The organism is Fodinisporobacter ferrooxydans, assembly GCF_022818495.1.
GTDB lineage: Bacteria > Bacillota > Bacilli > Tumebacillales > MYW30-H2 > Fodinisporobacter > Fodinisporobacter ferrooxydans.
The window spans coordinates 386,917-407,633 of sequence record NZ_CP089291.1 but is presented as its reverse complement, the minus strand read 5'-3'; the positions used below and the strand labels follow the sequence as shown (position 1 = coordinate 407,633).

General features: G+C 45.7%; 15 protein-coding genes. 12 read left to right on the top strand and 3 right to left on the bottom strand.

The annotated features are described in order from the left end of the window. Positions 1–14 precede the first annotated feature (14 nt). From LSG31_RS02170 to LSG31_RS02160, 3 genes are read left to right on the top strand one after another with little or no spacing between them, the layout of a single operon-like run. The gene (locus LSG31_RS02170; RefSeq protein WP_347437780.1) at positions 15–1,568 is read left to right on the top strand and encodes an extracellular solute-binding protein; all 1,554 of its coding nucleotides are present in this window, start codon (positions 15–17) and stop codon (positions 1,566–1,568) included. Positions 1,569–1,584: 16 nt separating this feature from the next. Further along, positions 1,585–3,735: a BglG family transcription antiterminator gene (locus tag LSG31_RS02165; RefSeq protein ID WP_347437779.1), complete on the top strand. Its 2,151-nt coding sequence runs from the start codon at positions 1,585–1,587 to the stop codon at positions 3,733–3,735. Then, entirely contained in the window at positions 3,728–5,128 is a 1,401-nt protein-coding gene (locus tag LSG31_RS02160) for a PTS transporter subunit EIIC (protein WP_347437778.1), read from the top strand. The genes LSG31_RS02165 and LSG31_RS02160 overlap by 8 nt, the downstream gene beginning before the upstream one ends. Before the next feature lie 9 nt (positions 5,129–5,137). Here the strand turns inward: LSG31_RS02160 and LSG31_RS02155 are convergent, their stop codons facing one another. Beyond that, positions 5,138–5,626 (bottom strand): ribonuclease H-like YkuK family protein, encoded by a 489-nt coding sequence (locus tag LSG31_RS02155; RefSeq protein WP_347437777.1) that lies wholly within the window; start codon positions 5,624–5,626, stop codon positions 5,138–5,140. A 233-nt stretch (positions 5,627–5,859) separates the two neighbouring features. Between LSG31_RS02155 and LSG31_RS02150 the strand changes: the two genes are divergently transcribed. From LSG31_RS02150 to LSG31_RS02120, 7 genes are all read left to right on the top strand, one after another. Continuing rightward, positions 5,860–6,489: an LbetaH domain-containing protein gene (locus LSG31_RS02150; protein WP_347437776.1), complete on the top strand. Its 630-nt coding sequence runs from the start codon at positions 5,860–5,862 to the stop codon at positions 6,487–6,489. A gap of 236 nt (positions 6,490–6,725) precedes the next feature. Further along, positions 6,726–8,516 (top strand): M3 family oligoendopeptidase, encoded by a 1,791-nt coding sequence (locus LSG31_RS02145; protein ID WP_347437775.1) that lies wholly within the window; start codon positions 6,726–6,728, stop codon positions 8,514–8,516. Between the two features lie 102 nt (positions 8,517–8,618). Continuing rightward, a complete protein-coding gene (locus LSG31_RS02140) occupies positions 8,619–9,569 on the top strand; it encodes a carbohydrate kinase family protein (protein ID WP_347437774.1) in 951 nt (316 codons plus the stop codon). 281 nt (positions 9,570–9,850) lie between these two features. After that, a complete protein-coding gene (gene metH, locus LSG31_RS02135) occupies positions 9,851–13,264 on the top strand; it encodes a methionine synthase (protein ID WP_347439419.1) in 3,414 nt (1,137 codons plus the stop codon). A 93-nt stretch (positions 13,265–13,357) separates the two neighbouring features. Next, positions 13,358–13,753, top strand: coding sequence for a hypothetical protein (locus LSG31_RS02130; RefSeq protein ID WP_347437773.1), 396 nt, complete (start codon positions 13,358–13,360; stop codon positions 13,751–13,753). 192 nt (positions 13,754–13,945) lie between these two features. Continuing rightward, on the top strand, positions 13,946–15,142 hold the full coding sequence (locus LSG31_RS02125; protein ID WP_347437772.1) for an MGDG synthase family glycosyltransferase: 1,197 nt from the start codon (positions 13,946–13,948) through the stop codon (positions 15,140–15,142). Between the two features lie 288 nt (positions 15,143–15,430). Next, a complete protein-coding gene (locus LSG31_RS02120) occupies positions 15,431–15,793 on the top strand; it encodes a hypothetical protein (protein ID WP_347437771.1) in 363 nt (120 codons plus the stop codon). A gap of 122 nt (positions 15,794–15,915) precedes the next feature. Here LSG31_RS02120 and LSG31_RS02115 read toward each other — a convergent pair whose 3' ends face one another. Both LSG31_RS02115 and LSG31_RS02110 read right to left on the bottom strand, forming a co-directional pair. Then, on the bottom strand, positions 15,916–17,514 hold the full coding sequence (locus LSG31_RS02115; protein ID WP_347437770.1) for a sensor histidine kinase: 1,599 nt from the start codon (positions 17,512–17,514) through the stop codon (positions 15,916–15,918). Positions 17,515–17,525: 11 nt separating this feature from the next. Beyond that, complete coding sequence (locus LSG31_RS02110; RefSeq protein WP_347439418.1) at positions 17,526–18,203, bottom strand: response regulator transcription factor; 678 nt, start codon at positions 18,201–18,203, stop codon at positions 17,526–17,528. Between the two features lie 365 nt (positions 18,204–18,568). Between LSG31_RS02110 and LSG31_RS02105 the strand changes: the two genes are divergently transcribed. Beyond that, positions 18,569–19,240 (top strand): succinylglutamate desuccinylase/aspartoacylase family protein, encoded by a 672-nt coding sequence (locus tag LSG31_RS02105; RefSeq protein WP_347437769.1) that lies wholly within the window; start codon positions 18,569–18,571, stop codon positions 19,238–19,240. Between the two features lie 202 nt (positions 19,241–19,442). Beyond that, the gene (locus LSG31_RS02100; RefSeq protein WP_347437768.1) at positions 19,443–20,576 is read left to right on the top strand and encodes an MGDG synthase family glycosyltransferase; all 1,134 of its coding nucleotides are present in this window, start codon (positions 19,443–19,445) and stop codon (positions 20,574–20,576) included. The last annotated feature ends 141 nt before the right edge of the window (positions 20,577–20,717 follow it).

Below are 20,717 nucleotides of genomic sequence, written 5' to 3'. Positions count from 1 at the left end.
GGTGAAGAGAAGATATGAATAAGAGTCGCTATTTCCAAGTTTCCCTTTGCGTCAGTCTAATGGGTTTGCTGCTGACTGCCTGCACGCCGTTTCAGCATGTGCATGACGGACAAGAACAGAATCCCACAAGCCGTCTAAATCCAAACAAACAGGTGGATGCCCCATTTCCGGGCTGGGTGGCGGGGTTGCCGAAGATTCAGGCGCCGAAAGGATTCAATTGGCGGCAATTTGCCGGTACACACTTGCGCTTTATTTCCGAAATCACTCCTCCGTCATCTGCGTTAAGGGCGAACATCAAGGAATTTGAAAATGTTACGGGAATTGATGTAACGATCGAACAAATGGATTTGGAATCCGTTGTAGAAAAAGTAGGTTTGGAATTTCACGCACACGCGGATACGCATCAAGTAATTTATGCGGACCCGTATCAGGTGTTGGCCGAATATTCGAATCAATTTGTGGATTTGAACAGATTGAATCACGATCCCGCATTGCCACATATTCCGGGAGGCGTGCATGATTTTATATCGACTCAATTGGCTGTGGATGGATACATGGGGAGTGATCAAAACTTATACACGCTGCCATATGATTCTCCGACAATGATCATGGCTTACCGAAAAGATATATTTGACAAGTATAAATCCCTGTTTTTAAGAGAAGAGGGATTTGATTGGACGCCTGGCCCTAATTTGACATGGGAACAATATTACACGATCGCCAAATGGATCAATGAAAAAGTAAAACAGGGAATTATAACGGAAGTCAAGTATGGAACAGGTGAACAGGCCAAACAATATGACTCCCTCATGTGCGATTTCAGCAATATACTGGCTGCATATGGCGGCGATTATTTTCACAATCCCAATATGGGCTATGTGGGAACTTTTCATCCGGGGCCAAGTGCCCTGCAATCACAAAATGCCATTCGCGCGGCAACCTTTTATCAAAAGTTGATGCAGGTTGCCGACCCTTACAGCATTTCCTGGGATTGGCAAGATCTTGCCGATGCGTTCGCCGGGGGGGATTTGGCGATGGCGCCGATGTGGCATGAATATTCTGCCATGTTCGAGAATCCAAAGACATCTCGTGTTGTTGGCAAAGTGGGATGGTCGCTTTTGCCGAGAGGGCCTGTTCGCAGTGCAAACATTTTCGGCGGGACGGGAATCGGCATCAATAAATACGCGACGCCAAATGAGCAAAAAGCGGCTTGGCTATTTTTGATATGGGCCACTTCGCCACAGACAGAATATGAAATATTGCAGTCGAAAGCGGGTGGAGAAACGCCTACCCGCCATTCTGTGTACAACCTGGAAGCGGTGCGAAAAGGCATGGAACCGGGAACTGCCGAGTCCGGATTGATGCCCAATCTGTTGCCGATGAAAGCGACATTGGATGCTTGGAAGAAACAATACCTGTATACGAGGCCGAAAATTCCCAATTGGACGGAGATCGATACGGTAATTTTTACGGAATTGGAAAAGATGATTGCAAATAAGGAAACACCCGCTCAGGCAATGAATCGAATCGCACAAAAAACGAATCAAGTGACGGGTGAGCACTTATGAATCAAAGGGGGGAAGGATGGGGGATTTGGACATTTCCGTTCGCCAACAAGAACTGCTTTTGCTTTTATTGTCTATATCTGAACCTATTTCTCTTCTGGAATTGGCAAAGTCTGTACACGTGAATATTCGAACCGTTCAACGGGATTTGAACACAATTGAAAAATTTCTCAAAAATTTTCAGGTTTCCCTTTGGAAAAAGAAGGGGACCGGTGTGCAGTTGATCGGTTCACAGCATGACATGGAGCAACTGAAAAACGCCATATCTGATGCGCCGGCTGTCTCAAGTTATACGCCGGATCAAAGACAGCAAGGTTTGATCCGGGATTTGTTGCTGGCAAAGGAACCTGTGAAGTTATTTGTTCTCAGTCGAAAATATGGGGTCACGGAAGCCACAATCAGTCATGATTTGGACAAAGTCGATCAGTGGTTTGCCAAGTATGCGGTGGAAGTGATTCGGAAGCCAGGATTAGGCGTCTATTTACAAGGGACAGAACGAAACCTGCGGACGGCCGCTTCCTATATCCTGCTTCAGGATATACGAATCGAGGAGTGGCTGGAATTGTTTAGTTGGTCGAAGAAAAGCGGTGAACAAAAACCGGAAACTATCAATTTGCAAGAAGTTATTCAATCACATCTCATGGAGTTTGTACAGGTTTCCAATATTTTTTATGTCGAAAAAGCTGTGCAGGAAGCTTTGGCAAAGCAAGCGGAGATTACCCTGACAGATCGGGAATACGTGTCTTTGGTGATTCATCTCACACTGGCTGTCGAACGTATTAAACAGGGAAACTTTCTGGAAAAAGAAGCGGCAGCTGTTCCGTTATCCAAAGGGGCGCGAGAATATGAGCTGGCACAGCAAATCGCAAAAGTATTGGAGCAATATTTACATGTCACACTCCCGATTGTCGAAATCGGCTATATTGCCATTCATTTGCGTGGAGCGATGCATTCCCGCGCAGTTCCCGATTTCGAGCAGGATGCCAGCCGGTTGCTGTGGATGAATGCAACCAAACAATTTGTATATACGGTTGAACAGCGGTTGCAAGAGCGATTGTCTGATGATGAATTTTTGATTGAAGGTTTGATTGCACACTTTACAACGTCGATAAAACGGTTGGAACTTGGTTTATCCATATATAATCCGATGCTTGATCAGATTCGGGCGAATTATCCGGTGGTTTTTGAGGCATGTGAGCATGCTGCAGCAGCGATGGCAAAGCGATTTGGCAAACAGTTGCCAGTTACGGAGATCGGATATTTGACCATGCATATCGGTGCGGCCATCATTCGGAAGAAAAACAAGACAGCCAAACAATACCGTGTTGTCGTGGTGTGTGCAAGCGGAATCGGTACTTCCCGTTTCTTGGCGTCCCGGTTGCGAAAAGAATTTTCAAACATTCAAATCGATGACATTATTTCTGCAAATGAATTGCAGGTTTGGCTGGACAGTCATCATGCCGTCGACATGATTATCTCGACGGTTGCGTTATCACATGTGCAAACTGTCCCGGTCATTCAGGTGACTCCATTTTTAGATCAAAAGGATATGGAGGCCATGACAAGTATGTTCGACAACCTCTCGAATGGATACAAAAGCAAACATGAAACATCCCAAACCTCTGCACCGGAAATGTTGGCAATGGCCCGCTATGGCGAGGCGATGCTGCAAATACTTCGCCATTTCTTTGTTCAAGAGTCGGTGCAAGTAAAGCCAGATGAAGTTCCTGTCCAGTTGCATGAAATCGTGAAAACGATTGAGACACATCCGGCCGTCCAAAATTATCACCGGTTGCTTGCCGATCTGGCAGAGCGCGAGCAGAAGGGTATTTTCGTATTGGATGAACTGGCGATGATTCATGCGAAAACAGCGGGTGTAAAGGAACTGCTTGTCGCCGTATTTCGCTTCCCTGAAGTTGTGTTGTGGGGAGTGAATGAAGAGACACAACCTGTACGCACGTTTTTATTGCTTGCTGCTCCAGCGGGCATCCCGCAAGAGCAGATCAAAATGATCAGTGAAATAAGCGCCGCTTTAATCGATGATTCGTTTTTGGCTGCGCTCCATTCCTCTGATCCGGATGATCTCAAGAAAAAACTGGAGGATATTTTATCAAATAGCTACTTGGAGAAAACGAGCATTCTTTTAAAGGGGCACCATGGGAATGAATAAATTGGGCCGATTATTAAGCGCCATGGTGTATCAAAACATCGCTGCCTTGATTGTGGTAGGAATGATCCGGGCTTTATTTGGCGTGTATGGTTGGTGGCCGAATGAACAATTGAATCTTCTTGTGGGCCCTATGTTGAATCAGTTAATTCCCGTACTATTCGGATATACGGGCGGCAAGTTGTTAGGGGGACAAAGAGGAGCTGTCGTTGCTGCAGTTGTCACAATGGGACTGACACAGGCAAGCTCCGTTCCCATGATCATCGGTGCGATGGCAATCGGGCTTTTTACCGGTTGGCTCATCCAATGGATCGATAAGAAGCTTGAACATCGGCTGCCGGCTGGCTTTGAATTATTATTGGCAAATTTTATTGCAGCGATTGTAGCTGTTGTTCTCACACTGATTTGTTTTGCCTTTTTGGGACAGGTTGTATCGTCATTCATAAAAGATATGAATCATGTACTGGAGATTATTGTCAACTCCGACTGGTTGCTGTTGTCCTCTGTTTTGATCGAACCGGCAAAAGTTTTCTTCTTTAATAACGTAATCAATCATGGCATTTTGGCGCCCTTGGGGATCCAGCAAACGAAAGAGATGGGGAAATCTGTTTTCTTTCTGCTCGAAAGTAATCCGGGTCCAGGCATCGGAGTCTTATTGGCGTATTGGCTGCGAACGACAGGGGAAGAGAGAAAGGGAGTCAAAACCGCATTGATTATCCATGCATTGGGAGGCGTACATGAAGTATACTTTCCCTATGTTTTGATGAACCTGCGCCTGCTCTTCTCTGTCATTGCCGGTGGAATCGCAGGTATTGCCGTCTTTCAATTTTTTGATGTTGGTCTTGTTTCGATTGCTTCACCCGGCAGCATCCTTATTTTGGCTGTATTATCCCCACATGATGACTTGCCTTTTGTCATGTTGGGTGTAATGGCTTCCGCACTTGTTTCCTTTTTGACTGGCTATATGATTTTACGGATTCCCTTGCACAAAGCAGTGAATCATACAATAAGCCGACCGAATTTGACAGAATTGGGCATTTTACAGCAAACGGAGAGATGGAGTGAGCAGTTGTTTGAAGAAAGACAGCCGCCGAAATCCTGTCGGAAAATACGTACGGTTGTGTTTTCGTGTGATGCAGGGCTGGCGTCAAGTTCAATGGCTGCAGCGCTTCTAAAAAAGAAACTGAAAGTTCTGGAACTCGATATTCATGTGACCAATTCATCCATATATGAGATACCTGCAGAAGCAGATTTGATTATCACGCATAAGACGTTAACGCCAAAAGCCCGGCAAAATGCGCCGGATCGCGAACATATGTCTGTGGAGGCTTTTACGGATATGAAAGTTTATGATGCTGTCATTGCAAGATTGCAAGAGGAATACAAAAGACACTGAAAAAGCCCGCTATTTGCTGAACCGGTCAGCAGCACTGCTGGCTGCAACGCTGTCCGGTTTTGTTACTACATCATAGCCGGCCGAAATGAACATGCTTGTGACTTCCTTGATCAAATCTTTTGTGGGACCATTCATGCCGCAATCTACATGAATTTGAAATTCAACATTGGAAAGGTTGAAAAGATCTGATAACTCATGATCCAATTCGATGGCCTGCTCAAATGTCAGAACGGATTCCCGCCATATTTTTTGCCGCAAGGATGGTGCCAGCGGCTCATCCATCTTCTTGATAAAAAAATTTGCACCTTTGCCCACCGTATGCAAAATTAATGCCGTTACATAGCGGGTAACTCCGCTGTTCCCGTGGCTTTGGGAATCTGTTCCAAGGTAAATCCGAAAGGTATGTTTCCCGTTGTCCTGGTTCACTTTATCGCGAATGAACGCACAGATTGCTGAAAAGGAGGTATCCCCTTTATTTGGATGCTTCCAAGTAGCCATGCCGATCCCTCCTACTCTATGAATTTCTGCCCGATTTCACGGATATTTTGAACATGCAAGCGATATGCAGCCTTGCCAAGTGAAATATATCCCTACTTTATAGTTTATTCCAAATATACGCCTTGTGATCATGGATTTGTTTTAAAAATGCGTAAACATGCAGAATGTCAGGCAGTGTTGAATCATATGTTTAGGTTTTGGCTCATATGTTTGGTGGGAAGGGAGTTGATCGAATGATAAAACGGGATGGCTTGTACCCTTTGCAGCAAATCATTCATGAGAATCCGCCCATGCAAGAAGTTCCGGATGTAAAAAAACCGCACATCAGCCAGGAAGCGGTGGTCAGCGCGGGATCGATCATCATTGGAGATGTGACAATTGCGGAAGATGCGTTTGTCGGCTTTCATGCAATCATTCGCTCCGATTCGTCGTATCCAATGTTTATCGGACCACGCACCAATATACAAGATTATGTTCTCATACATTGTCATCCGGCAGAGTATATCGAAGTCGGAGAAAAACCCATGGGTGTTTTCATTGAGGATTCTGTGAGCATTTTACATCATGCGGCGCCGCATGGTCCATTATTTATCGGACGGAACACGTTCATCGGGCAGCATGTTTCGATTTACGGTGCGTTGATCGGACGGGATTGCGTGATCATGCATGGAGCAGTCATTTGCAATTATGTAAAAATCGGCGATCATCGTTTTGTGGAGCCTGGGCAAGTGGTTTCAACACAAGAGCAGGCAGATGCGTTGCCTGCCGTACCGGAAACATACAAACATTTGAATGGGAGTATTGTTGACCATTATTACAGACTCGGAAAAAGTTATCGGGAAACGACGAACTTGTTCTTATAAAAGCGAATCCGAATCCAAATGTAGAATCTGAATCAAAATTCAAAAATACAAACTGCGGGAACAAGCGATCCGGGAATTGCGTTTGGAACAGGCGGACTCCATTGAAACGGCTTGACTCTCTCGGAAACGGTTTAAATCCCTCGGATCAAGGAAAACAGTTCGCTTTTTCCATTTGGAAAATTTATAATAAACTTGAGTGGAAACGAGATGCATTTTAATCAAAGGTGGAAAGCTTGATGCAATCATATAATCAAACATGGGACCTGGATGTGTTCTTTCCCGGTGGAAGCAGTTCTCCGGAATTTGCTCAGTATATTTCAAAGTTGGATATGGATGTTCAACAGTTGTTGCAGCACTTGCAACATTTACATATTCCCCAGTCTGCAGAGGATGGGGATGATTTTCAGCAGGTGGTCGAACGCCTGCAAGATGTGCAGAAACGGATTGCGCAGGCGATGTCGTTTGTGGGATGCCTGATGGCGCAAGACACGAAAGATAAAAAGGCCGTTCTTTTAAATGGACAGGTAAAGAGCTTGTATGCACAGTATTCTTCTGTTTGGACATTGTTGGACAAAGCCATTTTAAAAGTGGATGCAGATGTATGGAGCCAGCTTTTGCGGCAAGCGGAATCGCTGCAAGGGATTGCCTTTCCGCTGAATGAAAGAAGGACACAGGCGATCGAAAAATTGCCGCCGGAGCAGGAAGTGTTGGTGAATGATTTGGCGGTTGACGGCTATCATGCCTGGGAATCCCTGTATGATACGACTGTTGGCAGAATGAGCATACCGCTTGAGGAAAATGGCGAGACGGCAGCGGTATCTGTCGGACAAGCGGCCAATAAGTTAGCCAGCAGCAAGCGGGAGGAACGCGCGGCCGTATTTCAAAAATGGGAAGAAGCCTGGGCCGAACAAGCGGACTTTTGTGCGGATGCGCTCAATCACTTGGCCGGGTTCCGGCTTGCCGTTTACAAACATCGGGGCTGGAATTCCGTGTTGAAGGAACCGCTCGCGATCAACCGCATGTCCGAGCAGACGTTGCAAACGATGTGGGATGTAATCGACCGGAACAAAGATATTTTCGTGCAGTATTTGCATCGCAAAGCAAAGCTGCTGGGTCTGGAACGGCTCAGCTGGCATGACGTTTCCGCCCCCCTTGGAAAAACGACGAAACAAGTCAGTTATGCAGAAGCAGCCGAATTTATTCTTCAACATTTCCAACGGTTCAGCCCGAAAATGGCGGCATTTGCAGAACAGGCGTTTCGCAACCGCTGGATCGAAGCGGAAGATCGCCCTGGGAAACGTCCCGGCGGATTCTGCACAGGATTTCCGGTCAGCGGGCAGACGCGCATCTTCCTGACATTCTCCGGAACATCTTCCAATGTATCGACATTGGCACATGAATTGGGACACGGGTATCACCAATATGTGATGGAAGATATGCCGGCATTGGCGCAAAATTATGCGATGAATGTAGCCGAAACCGCTTCGACGTTTGCCGAAATGATCGTATCGGACGCCGCATTGCGACAAGCGGCATCAGACGAGGAGCGAATCGTGTTACTGGATGAGAAAGTGGAACGGGCTGTCGCTTTTTTCATGAATATTCATGCCCGCTTCCTGTTCGAAACCAGTTTCTATGAAGAGAGGAAAAACGGCCTTGTCGATATGGAGATGCTGAGTCAGTTGATGATGACTGCCCAGAAAACAGCGTATAAGGATGCTCTGGCGGAATATCACCCTCATTTTTGGGCATCCAAATTGCATTTTTACATTACAGATGTTCCGTTTTATAATTTTCCTTATACGTTCGGGTTTTTGTTCAGTTCCGGCATTTACGCGCAAGCACTGCAGGAAGGTGCAAGTTTTGAAGACAGGTATGTAGCATTGCTGCGCGATACGGGGTCGATGACTGTGGAAGAATTGGCAGCGAAACATCTACGTGCAGATCTGACAAAACCGGACTTCTGGCAAAGCGCTGTCGATGTTTCGATTGCCGATGCAAGACAATTTCTTGAACTGACAAAGTAGCAATTTTGGCAGTAACGAGTTCATTTGAAAATAGGGACGATTGCTGTGGTGTCATACAGACATTTGTCTCAGGTGCAAAATTGATACATAGGAGTGGAGCGAGTGAACGGAGTCATCAGTCTTGGGGAAGCGTTAATCGATTTTATCCCACTTGATTCGGAAAATTCGACATATCAGAAATCGCCTGGCGGAGCGCCTGCCAATGTGGCGGTTGGCATTGCCAAATTGGGCGGCAAGTCAACATTTTTGGGGAAAGTCGGCAATGATGTGTTGGGTGTGTTTTTGCGGGATACATTGGAAACGCATGGAGTGGATGTGCGTCAGATGCCGCTTGCGGAGGAAGCTCGAACAGGGCTGGTGTTTGTCACATTGGATCGGTCAGGCGAGAGGAGCTTTAGCTTTTACATTCAGCCCAGTGCAGATACGTTTCTGAATGAACAGGATGTCAAAGAGTCCATATTTCAGGAACATAAAATTTTGCATATAGGCTCGATTTCCCTGATTCGTGAACCGGCCCGCAGCGCGACGAAGAAAGCGGTTCGATTGGCCAAACAAGCAGGCATGCTTGTCTCTTATGACCCAAATCTGCGCCTGTCCCTGTGGGAAGATGCAGCAACTGCGAAAGAAGGGATTCTTTCCTTGCTGGGAGAGGCGGACGTTTTGAAACTTTCCGAGGAAGAATTGGAGTTCTTGACAGGGCATAAAGATCTGGAAGCAGGGCTTGAAGCGCTGGAGCACTATGGCATTCCTTTGCGTTTTGTAACGATGGGCGGCGAAGGCTGTATGGTTTCGTTTAAAGGAAAAACAACACATGTGCCTGCCTGGAAAGTGGAAGCGATTGATACGACCGGAGCGGGGGACGCATTTGTCTCCGGGATTCTCTATTGTTTAAATCAGGCGGAACGTTCCTTGCTTGCGCTGGAGCATGAAGATATGGTGCAGATGGTGCGTTTCGCAGCTGTTTCCGGAGCCCTTGCCGCATCGACGAAAGGTGCCATGACCGCTCTGCCGACATTGGAGCAAGTACATGCAATCCTGCAGGAAACGGTTTAAGGGAAGTGTAAACAAACCTTGGTCAATGGAGCCAAGGTTTTGTAATTTTTATCGGGATTTCACTGATTAGAGATTTGTCCATCTATTCATTCTTCGTTGTCTGAGGAAATGGCATTGTTCACCTATGGGTAATTTTGGTGTGTATAAGAAAAAAACATTGCCTGTTTTTTTTGTGATGAAATTGATAGAATTATAGAAAAGATTGTTGAGAATTGTTCACATTTGGAGTGAATCAAGAGAGAAGGTTGAGACGAGTGGGGAAACCAGACATTCAAGAACAGATGAAACAGAAAATCCTTATTTTGGACGGTGCCATGGGAACAATGCTTCAGCAGGCAAATTTGACGGCTGAAGATTTTGGCGGCGAAGAGTATGAAGGATGCAATGAATATTTAAATCTTACAAGACCCGATGTCATACGCAGCATCCATGAACAGTATTTGGATGCCGGTGCCGATATTATTGAAACAAATTCCTTTGGCGGCACACCCCTTGTGCTTGCCGAGTACGGGTTGCAAGACAAAGCCTGGGAAATAAACTTCGAATCTGCAAGGCTGGCGCGGGAAGCGGCCGATTTGTACTCGACGTCCGATTGGCCACGCTATGTCGCCGGCTCCATGGGGCCTACGACAAAAACGTTGTCTGTCACCGGCGGCACCACATTTGATGAACTGGCAGAAAATTATTTTGTCCAGGCCAAGGCGCTGATGCAAGGCGGGGTGGATGTCCTATTGGTCGAGACGGCGCAGGATATGCTGAATGTCAAAGCGGCAGGGATCGGGATTCGCCGGGCGTTTGCCGATCTGAAGAAAGAAGTGCCCGTCATGATTTCCGGAACGATTGAACCGATGGGAACGACATTGGCCGGCCAAAACATCGAGGCGTTTTACATCTCGCTGGAGCATTTGCAGCCAATCTCCGTGGGTTTGAATTGCGCCACGGGACCGGAATTCATGAGAGATCATTTGCGGACACTGTCAGATCTGGCAGTCACTCACGTCAGTTGCTATCCAAATGCGGGTCTGCCGGATGAGAACGGTCATTATCACGAATCACCGGCAAGTCTGGCGAAGAAGCTGGCGGGATTTGCCGAGCAAGGCTGGATCAATGTAGCCGGCGGCTGCTGCGGCACGACGCCGGAGCATATTCGGGCAATGGCGGAAACGCTGCGCCAGTATAAGCCGCGCAATCCGGCGCAAGGGCATCTGCCTGTCGTGTCAGGGATTGAGCCATTGTATATAGAAGAAGACAATCGGCCTTTAATCGTAGGCGAACGGACAAATGTCATCGGATCGAAAAAATTTCGGCGCTTGATTGCAGAGGGGTCATTTGAAGAAGCGGCTGAAATTGCCCGGGCACAAGTGAAAAAGGGAGCACATGTGATCGATGTTTGCTTGGCAGACCCGGATCGGGACGAGATCAACGACATGCGCCAATTCCTGAAGTATGTGGTGAATAAAGTAAAAGTGCCGTTGATGATCGACTCCACGGATGCGGAAGTCTTGGAATTAGGACTAAAACATTCCCAAGGAAAAGCGATTATCAATTCCATCAATTTGGAGGACGGGGAAGAGCGGTTCGAAAAAGTCTGTCCGCTGATCCAAAAATACGGAGCTGCTGTCGTCGTCGGCACGATTGATGAACAAGGAATGGCTGTGACGCGGGAACGAAAGCTGGAAGTCGCCAAACGTTCCTATGATCTGCTCGTACACAAATATGGAATCCACCCGCAAGACATCATTTTCGATCCGTTGGTGTTCCCGGTCGGTACCGGTGATGAAGCGTATATCGGCTCTGCCACGGAGACGGTGGAAGGCATTCGTTTGATCAAAGAAGCGCTGCCCGATTGTCAATCGATTCTCGGCGTCAGCAATGTATCCTTTGGCTTGCCGGCAGCCGGGCGGGAAGTATTGAATGCCGTGTTCCTCTATCATTGCACGAAAGCGGGACTTTCCTATGCGATTGTGAATGCGGAAAAACTGGAGCGTTTCGCATCCATACCGGAAGAAGAGCGGCAAATGGCTGAACAATTGCTGTTTGCGACAAATGATCAAACACTGGCCGCTTTTACCGCTTTTTATCGGGATAAAAAAGTTGTGGAAAAGAAAGTCGCCACGAATCTGTCATTGGAAGAACGATTGGCCAACTATGTTGTGGAAGGTTCGAAAGAGGGTCTCCTGGACGATTTAAACGAAGCATTGTCAAAATACAGTCCATTAGACATCATCAACGGCCCTCTGATGGCCGGAATGGGAGAAGTGGGGCGGCTTTTCAATAACAATGAATTAATTGTCGCAGAAGTGCTGCAAAGCGCGGAAGTGATGAAAGCGTCAGTGGCGTTTTTGGAGCCTTTTATGGAACGTTCGGACTCGGCGGTCAAAGGAAGAATCCTGTTGGCGACTGTAAAAGGTGACGTACATGATATCGGCAAGAATCTGGTCGAGATTATTTTGGGCAACAATGGCTACCAGATCATTAATCTGGGCATCAAAGTTCCGCCGGAACAGTTAATTGAGGCATATCGCCGGGAAAAACCTGATATGATCGGCTTGTCCGGTTTATTGGTCAAGTCTGCCCAACAGATGGTTGTGACGGCGCAAGATTTAAAAAATGCCGGGATTGACGTGCCGATCCTGGTCGGCGGGGCAGCTTTGACGAAAAAATTTACCGATCAAAAAATTGCACCGCAATACGAAGGGCTTGTCGTATATGCAAAGGACGCCATGGATGGATTGGATATTGCCAATCGTCTCAGCGATGGGGAAGAACGCCAGCAATTGATTCAGCAGCTGCGGGAAAGCCGCCAATCCAATGTGATGGATTCCGGGAAAAAAGCAGTCCCTGCGTCTGCCGCAACACAGGAACGGGTCTCGACCGTTCGCCGGGATGCGCCTGTATTCTTGCCGCCTGATTTTGAACGGCATGTGATCCGCGACTATCCGGTTTCCTATTTGCAACCGTATTTGAATCTGCAAATGCTGTTGGGAAAACATCTCGGTTATCGCGGCAATGTGGAGAAGAAGCTGGCAGAAGGCGATGAGAAGATCTTGCAATTGAAGGAAACGGTCGATGAACTGCTGCAAGAGGCGAGAACGGACAGAATTATCCAGGCACATGGCATGTATCGATTCTTCCCGGCACAATCCAAAGGAGAAACGGTGTATGTCTATGATCCGCTGGACCATTCAAAAATCTTGGAGACATTCACATTTCCCCGTCAGGAAAACGATTTGCATCTCTGTCTGGCAGATTTCGTACGGCCTGTAGAAAGTGGCGTCATGGACTATGTGGCATTCCTTGCGGTGACGACAGGACACGGGATTCGTGCACTCTCTACCAAATGGAAAGAGGCAGGGGAGTATTTGCGTTCGCATGTACTGCAGGCATTGGCATTGGAATTGGCGGAAGCGTTCGCGGAAAGGGTGCATCACATGATTCGCGATATGTGGGGTTTCCCCGATCCGGCGGATATGACCATGCGGGAACGGTTTATCGCCAAATATCAGGGAATTCGCGTATCCTTCGGGTATCCTGCATGTCCTAATCTGGAAGATCAGGAACAACTGTTCCGCTTGCTGCAGCCGCAAGATATCGGCATCCAGTTGACGGACGGTCATATGATGGACCCGGAAGCTTCTGTATCCGCCATGGTATTTTCCCATCCGGATGCCCGGTATTTTAATGTGGATGCGTAACTTCTGTTCGGCGAGCTTTCTTTTGAACAGACTTTGGTACGGATGTTATACTAGTGCATGGTACATCAGGAGTTTTTATAAGGAGTGAATGGGTTGAGCAAGTTGTTGTTGGAGGAGAGAATCCAAAAGTATTTTCAAAATAAAGAGATCGCCCGGGAAAGAAACGAAGAAAACAAAGCACTTTTTGAAGAAATCGAAGGCATCTTTGAAGAACTGGAAGAAGAAGAACTGATTATTCCTTTGCCGACAGGAGAAGAAGCAGTATTAACAAAAAAAGCCAACATCAAAGAAGTGCTGGATAAGGATGCGTTGGCACAGGAACTGCTGGTTGCAAAAGATGAAATTAAAACACCTTTTGATTTTTCGATGTTTACTGCAAAAGGAAAGTTGACACCGGACATGATTTCAAAACATACAAATACGGAAACCGTGATCAAGCTGAAATTGCAGAAACGCAAGCCGCGGAAAGGCAGACGCCGTAAAAAATAAAGCAGCAGCCCCTATATACAGGGGCTTTTCTATTGCAAAGCATTTTTGTCGAAACAGTTTCATACTCATGAACTAAAAGCGTTTAGACATCGTCTTTTTTATTGTATAATTCATAACAATAAAGATTGATTGTAATAGAGCAACGTGGATACTATATTCATATATCTATGATCGACCGAGGTGTCTATTGTAATGCATACAATACGAAAAGTATTAATACTTTCCGCTGAATACGGCGAGGGACACCAACAAGCTGCACTTGCAATGAAAGAAGCATTTATGCAGGCAGATTCTTCGATTCAAGTTGAAATCGTCGACTACTTGCAAATGGTTAATCCGCTGTTAAATTCCGTTACCCGGTATTGTTTAATTCAAAGCGTGCGGTATGCGCCGTCTTTATATGGCTATTTTTATAATCGAACGGGAAAACTCAAGTCATCTTCGCGCATACAAACGTATCTCAATCAATTGGGCATCGACGAACTGGAGCAGTACATACATGACTTCAAGCCTGATATCGTGATTTCCACATTCCCGGCTCCTGCAGGCGTCATGTCCGTATTAAAAGAGCGCGGATTGACAAATGTTCCGACCGCAACGGTTATTACGGATTATGCCATTCACAATCAATGGATTCATCCGTTTACCGATATGTATTTTGTAGGCTCGGAGTACGTAAGACGCGGGCTTATTGCCAGGGGAGTTTCGGAACAAAAAATCTATGTGACAGGCATTCCGATACGTTCAAGTTTTGCTGCTCCTTTAAAAAAAATGGAACTCATACAAAAATATAAATTGGACCCGAACCTGCCGACTGTCTTGCTCATGGGTGGGTCATATGGCGTTTTAAGCGACATTACAAGCATTGGTGAAGAATTGTTAAAGTTTGCGCGTCCTATACAAGTTTTGATTGTATGTGGCCGCAATGAAAAACTTTACTCGCATTTCCAGAAACGAAGCGACGATGCTTCGAATCTGGCGAGGATTTTTGGCTTTACTCATAAAATCAACGAATTGATGGCGATATCTGACCTGATCATTACAAAGGCCGGCGGCTTGACTGTCTCAGAATCGTTGGCGATGGAACTGCCGATGTTGCTGTATCGACCCATTCCAGGGCAAGAACAACAAAATTCTAAATTTTTGGTTCAATCCCAAGTTGCGTTATTGGCCAAAACACGAAATCAGGTGTCAGATCACTTGCATACGCTTTTGCAGGCAGAAACTGCGGACATTTTGCAAACGATGAAAAAAAACATGAAACGACTGAAAAAACCTTTTGCGGCGAATCAGATTGTGGATCTGGTCATACGAAAAGCATCCATAAATGATTCCATTTCACAACGGAGCCAGTCGCTTGAAACATGGACATCTGAGCAAATATGGTAATGTAAGCATGGTATCCGTTTAGGAACTCAAAACTTCTATATCCATTGTTGCTTGTTGCGCAGGAAACCCGGCATATTTTCACAATGCCGGGTTTTTTGTGTCATGGAATGTTTTTCTGGAGAGTCCGATCAGATCTACTGGGATGCAAGGATAGGATGTATGGAAACGGCATCCCTTGTCTCATCAAATTCTAATGGAATTTTCATGTCCTATTTATGCGCATATTAAGGTCCTCTCATATAACTCGGATAGACTGTAGATATTCCAAAACAAGGAGGCAATCATGAAATGAAAAAATTAACCAGTGGAATTATCGCGTTATCAGTTGTCGTTGGAGGTGTGGCCGGTATTGTAGGTCTCTCGCCGGCATTTGCAAGTACTTCCGCAGCTCCAATGGCGGTTGTAACAGCACCTGCCCCAACATCAACTGCAACGGCTGCAACTGTAACAAAAGCAAGCCAAGATACCGAGAAGCCAGGTGTTGAGAAAAAAGATTCTGCGAAAGATACCGGCCCCAACATTCAACAACAAGTTGGAAACCAAACAGGGCCTGATACAAAAGGCGCACCTGAAAAGGACGGAACGGAGAAAAAAGGTGCAGAAAAGGATACTGGACCGGACGTACAGCAGCAAGGCAATTTTCAACAGTAAAAGCTGAACAGATTCTGAATATGTATCGTGAAGAAAGGCGGCTGAAATGCCGCCTTTTGCATACGATCTGCGTATAAATTTTAAAGGTCGATTGTATAAGTGCCCCACAAGGGGATACGTATTCAATGGATCGTTTCGATCGCTTCCGGAATGGTAAATTGTACGGAAGTTCCTGCACCTAATGTACTATTCAAGAAAATTTGCCCACCATAGGATTCTACGATTGCTTTGGCGATGGAGAGTCCAAGCCCGCTTCCTCCGCGCTCACGGGTGCGAGCTTTGTCAGCTCGATAGAATCGGTCAAATATGCGTGGCAGATCTTCTTGCGGAATTCCTTCACCATTGTCCCGCACAGTGATTTGCAACATTTTACAGCCTTGTTGCATTTGCTTCCTACTGTTCCGTTCCGCAAAGTTCTGTTCTACCAGAATTTCAACAGTTCCCGTGGAACTTGTATGTTTGATCGCATTGTCCAGAAGAATGATTAAAACCTGTTTTAAGTGGTCTTCCCGAATGGACGCCATGATATTCTGATTCGATATGTTTGTGAGAAGTGTTGGGCCCGCTTGAGACTCTGCATCTTGCAAAGCGGTAAATTGATGTACCGTTTCCGAAACGACCATGTTGATGTCTGTCGGCGTATCGAGTGCCAACTCTTTGCCATCCATATCTGCCAATTGCAGTAGATCATTTGCTAAATTCCGCAAACGATTGGATTCTTTTACTAATACGCGGATTGCCATATCCCGAACGGCCTCATCGTTCTTTCCCCACCTGTCAAGCAGGCTGGCGTAGCCTGCAATCATGGCAAGCGGTGTCCGAAGTTCATGGGAAGCGTCTGCCACGAACTGGTTTTGTTGGATGACAGACCGTTCCATTCTTTCAAGCATATCATTGCACGTAGATGCCAGCAGTGCGATCTCATCGTTTGTTTTCATGACAGGCACTCTTTGATCCAGGTGTTTGATATTGATTTGTTTTACGGTGTCAATAATATCGCGGACCGGACGAAGCGCAGTACGTGCAAAAACATATCCGCCAATTCCCGCCAAAGCAAGCGCGCCGATGGAGCCCAAAACCAGCAGCCATGCCAAAGAAGTCAAATATTCATCCATTTGTTCGAGACTTTGTCCGATGATCACCATTCCGATATATCGATCTTTATCATAAATAGGCGTCAGTAACGAAAGTATCCGCCCTCTGTTCAATGACATAACGGCTGCATTCGAATTGTCAGACAATCCATGTTTCGAAATAGGGATTGTATCTTTGCCAAAGGAGCTTCCATATAATTGTAAAAGCTTGTGATCGAACTCACTTGGCAAAATTCCTTCATACGCCACATCGCGTATTGTTCCCTGCTTTGAACGTATTTCAATAATCTGCCCTTCTGACTGGTAAGATTGGATCCAGGAAGGATCATCTTGTACATCCACGGAAGCGTTTCCGGTATGATTTACCGGGTTTGCATTTTCTTGTCCGCTTGCCAAATCCCCGTGATTCGAGTTGTCTTGGAGATGGTTTTTATAATAATCGGCAATTCCTTTTGCTTTGCTTTGCAAAATCTGTTGTTGACTCCTTAACATGGTTTGTGCCGAAGTAAAATAGACAACCCCCGAGAAAAGCAAAAGAATACATGCTAACGAAAGAGTTGTCACTCCTGTCAACTTCCATTTAATCGAAATGGATGCGAACCATTTCTTCCTGCCTCGTCGAAACACCGCGCATCCCCCTATTCCTTTAGTACATAGCCGACTCCACGAACGGTATGCAGCAAAGGCTTATCGAATCCTTCATCCATTTTGCTTCTCAGGTACCGTACATACACATCAACAATATTGGTATCTCCGGAATAATCGTATCCCCATACTTTTGACAAAATGAGGTCGCGAGATACGACCGTGTTTTTATTGATCAAAAGAAATTCCAGCAGATCGAATTCACGTGCCGTCAATGGTATCATCCTGCCTTCCCGCTCGACTTCCCGCGCACCGGTATTCATCGTCAGCGTACCTGCTGCAAGACGTTGCGATTCATCGTCCTTCAAGGAATGTCTGCGGATCAAAACACGAATGCGTGCCAGCAGTTCTTCAATTGCAAAAGGTTTGACCATATAGTCATCCGCACCGTAATCCAATCCTGCAACACGATCTGGAACGGTTCCCCGCGCCGTCAGTATGAGAATCGGAACCGGACTCTCCTGGCGAATTCTCCGGCAAACCTCAAGACCGTTGATTTCCGGCAACATGATGTCCAGCAAGATAACATCCCAACTTTGTTTTAGGGCCAGTTCCAACCCCTGTCGACCATCATACGCCACTTTTACTTCGTATCCTTCATGACGCAACTCCAGTTCCAACAATTGCGCCAGATCTTTTTCATCCTCGATCACGAGTATTCTGCCGTGCAGCAAATGAATCACCACTCCATCTTAATTTTTTCAAAATTGCATAGAGGTTCAACAAAATTGCATAGCGGTCAAATGGAAATCAAACGAATTCATAATTTTTCATCTGAACAGTATAGCTGAGAATCATGAATGTGTCCTAAATGAAAGATTAGAAATTGATTAAGATTCATTTGCATGGCTGTTTACCATTTAACCATGTTTCATTCATTTCCTTTTCATCGGTTCATTAGAATTTGATTAAAAAATGATGAGAAGTTGTTGTGAAGGCCTATGCACATTTTTGAAACAATAGGCGATCTGCTCTTTCATCAAAACAAGTGATTGAGTATTGGTATTGTATCAAAAAGATGAGGAGTGTGAAGGGGATGGAAGTAATACAATCGGAATTGGGAGCCGACACATCTCTGAAAACCCCGTTTTATGTGCTGCATGGGGCGCAAAAGGGGCTGGTTTGCATGGTGACTGCAGGGATTCATGGAAAAGAAATCGCAGGTATTTTGGCGGCGCAGCGGTTGTTGCAAGTAAAGATCGAAAAAGGAACTTTAATTTTGGTGCCGACCGTAAATCAGATTGCGTATCGTAATCGCATTCGGGGCAATCCTGATCTGAACCGAACATTTCCACGCAAAGCCGGAGACAAGTGTCGGCACCGATTAGCTGCCGAGTTATTCCGGGTTTCCAAGAAATATCGACCGTCATGGTGTTTGGATCTCCATGAAGCAACCGGTTTTTCGCGGTTGAACAAAGGGAAATTAGGCCAATCTATTATTTGTTATCCAAACTCGCAAACCATTCACATCTCGCAAGAAGTAGTAAAAAGAATAAACCGGCGCATCGATACGCCGCATGAGCGTTTTACAATCAGCCGCCACATCCTTCCCGGTTCTTTTCGAACAGCTGCCGCCCGCATACTGCAATCCCATTCCGTAACGGTGGAAACTTCCATGAGCCTTGCTTTATCGTCGCGAATATTGTATCAGGAGGAAATTGTAAAATTATTTTTACAACAAATTGGCTTAATCAATGAAACAGAATGATCCTGTAAATAATCCTGGAATCGAACTTGTCAGCGCGTTTTTTGCTCATTATTATTGATGACAGCACAAGATTTTGCAATGATAGTGTAAAAATGTCTGCTTTGTAAAATTCATTCGGTTCAAACAAACTTTAAGATATCCAATTTGTGTGAATTGATAGAAATAGATGTGATGAATTCCTCGGCGATGGGGGGAGGATATGATGAGCAAAAACTGGAAAGTGTTAATTCTCTACGCAAGCTACGGGGAGGGACATCGGCAAGTATCTCGGGTGTTGGAAAAACATTTTCACAAAAAAGGCATCGAGAGTGTGATGGTAACGGATTTATTTGCTGAGGCTCATCCTTGGATCAATGCTTTCACACGATACCTGTATGTAAAAAGTTATACGTTTCTGCCATCGTTATATGGGTGGTCGTATTATTCAACGCAAAACATGCACAACGATACGTTGTTGTCTCGCCTGTTTCACTCTTTTGGAATTCGCAAATTGCGGGAGATTATCCAAAGGGAACAACCGGATGTTGTGATTAATACATTTCCCATGCAGGTCATGCCGGAGTTTCGAAAAAAAGCAGGTTGCCCGATTCCTACCGTTACGGTGCTGACAGATTTCGCATTGCACAATCGTTGGCTTCATCCTGAAATCGATCAATTTTACGTGCCGACAGAAGAGATGAAAATGCAGATGATAAGGAAAGGAATTTATACCGGGCAAATTCAAGTGAGCGGCATTCCATTGCGAGAGGGTTTTGAGTGCCCTGATTTACATACGACTCTCCAACACTATCAAGAATATGGACTTGATCCGTCTAAAAAAATCGTGTTGGTGATGGCAAGTGCGTATGGAAGATCCATGCTGAAAAAAATTGGCCATGCATGTTTGGCAAACGGCGATTTGCAAATGATTTTACTTTGCGGAAAAAATCAATCCTTACAAAAAGAATTGGAAACGGAATTTTCCCGTCATTCCATGATCCGTGTGTTCGGATATGTGGATGCAATTCCCCAACTTATGAAAATGTCTTCATGTCTTGTTACGAAAGCGGGAGGCATAACACTTACAGAAGCTCTTGCAATCAATCTGCCTATCATTATTTTTCGGCCGGTTCCCGGACAAGAGGCGGAAAACGCCCGTTACCTGACAAAAAAGGGAGCGGCGATTACGATTCAGCGTGCCGACGAATTGCCGGCCGTGGTAACACGGCTTTTGGATGATGCAAATCGGTTATCAGAGATGCGGAGAGCAGTGCAATATATTCATAAAAGCAATGCGGCGGAAACGATCGTTGACGATATTATCGATCGAATGCGGCAAAAAGTAGTACAATATTAATACAATACTATTCAGTAAATACTTCAAGTGGATGTTCAAAGAAAATCAATAAAAGTGAGTGTTCAAAAAGTGGTCAAGTAAGACACAAGGAGTGCGAAGTCGAAGCACGAAAAGGCGACGGAGTGTACGTGTTTGGTACAT

Coding starts and splice junctions, on each gene's coding strand:
- LSG31_RS02170 (WP_347437780.1), top strand. CDS start 15: ATGAATAAGAGTCGCTATTTCCAAGTTTCCCTTTGCGTCAGTCTAATG.
- LSG31_RS02165 (WP_347437779.1), top strand. CDS start 1,585: ATGGGGGATTTGGACATTTCCGTTCGCCAACAAGAACTGCTTTTGCTT.
- LSG31_RS02160 (WP_347437778.1), top strand. CDS start 3,728: ATGAATAAATTGGGCCGATTATTAAGCGCCATGGTGTATCAAAACATC.
- LSG31_RS02155 (WP_347437777.1), bottom strand. CDS start 5,626: ATGGCTACTTGGAAGCATCCAAATAAAGGGGATACCTCCTTTTCAGCA.
- LSG31_RS02150 (WP_347437776.1), top strand. CDS start 5,860: ATGATAAAACGGGATGGCTTGTACCCTTTGCAGCAAATCATTCATGAG.
- LSG31_RS02145 (WP_347437775.1), top strand. CDS start 6,726: ATGCAATCATATAATCAAACATGGGACCTGGATGTGTTCTTTCCCGGT.
- metH (WP_347439419.1), top strand. CDS start 9,851: ATGAAACAGAAAATCCTTATTTTGGACGGTGCCATGGGAACAATGCTT.
- LSG31_RS02125 (WP_347437772.1), top strand. CDS start 13,946: ATGCATACAATACGAAAAGTATTAATACTTTCCGCTGAATACGGCGAG.
- LSG31_RS02120 (WP_347437771.1), top strand. CDS start 15,431: ATGAAAAAATTAACCAGTGGAATTATCGCGTTATCAGTTGTCGTTGGA.
- LSG31_RS02105 (WP_347437769.1), top strand. CDS start 18,569: ATGGAAGTAATACAATCGGAATTGGGAGCCGACACATCTCTGAAAACC.
- LSG31_RS02100 (WP_347437768.1), top strand. CDS start 19,443: ATGAGCAAAAACTGGAAAGTGTTAATTCTCTACGCAAGCTACGGGGAG.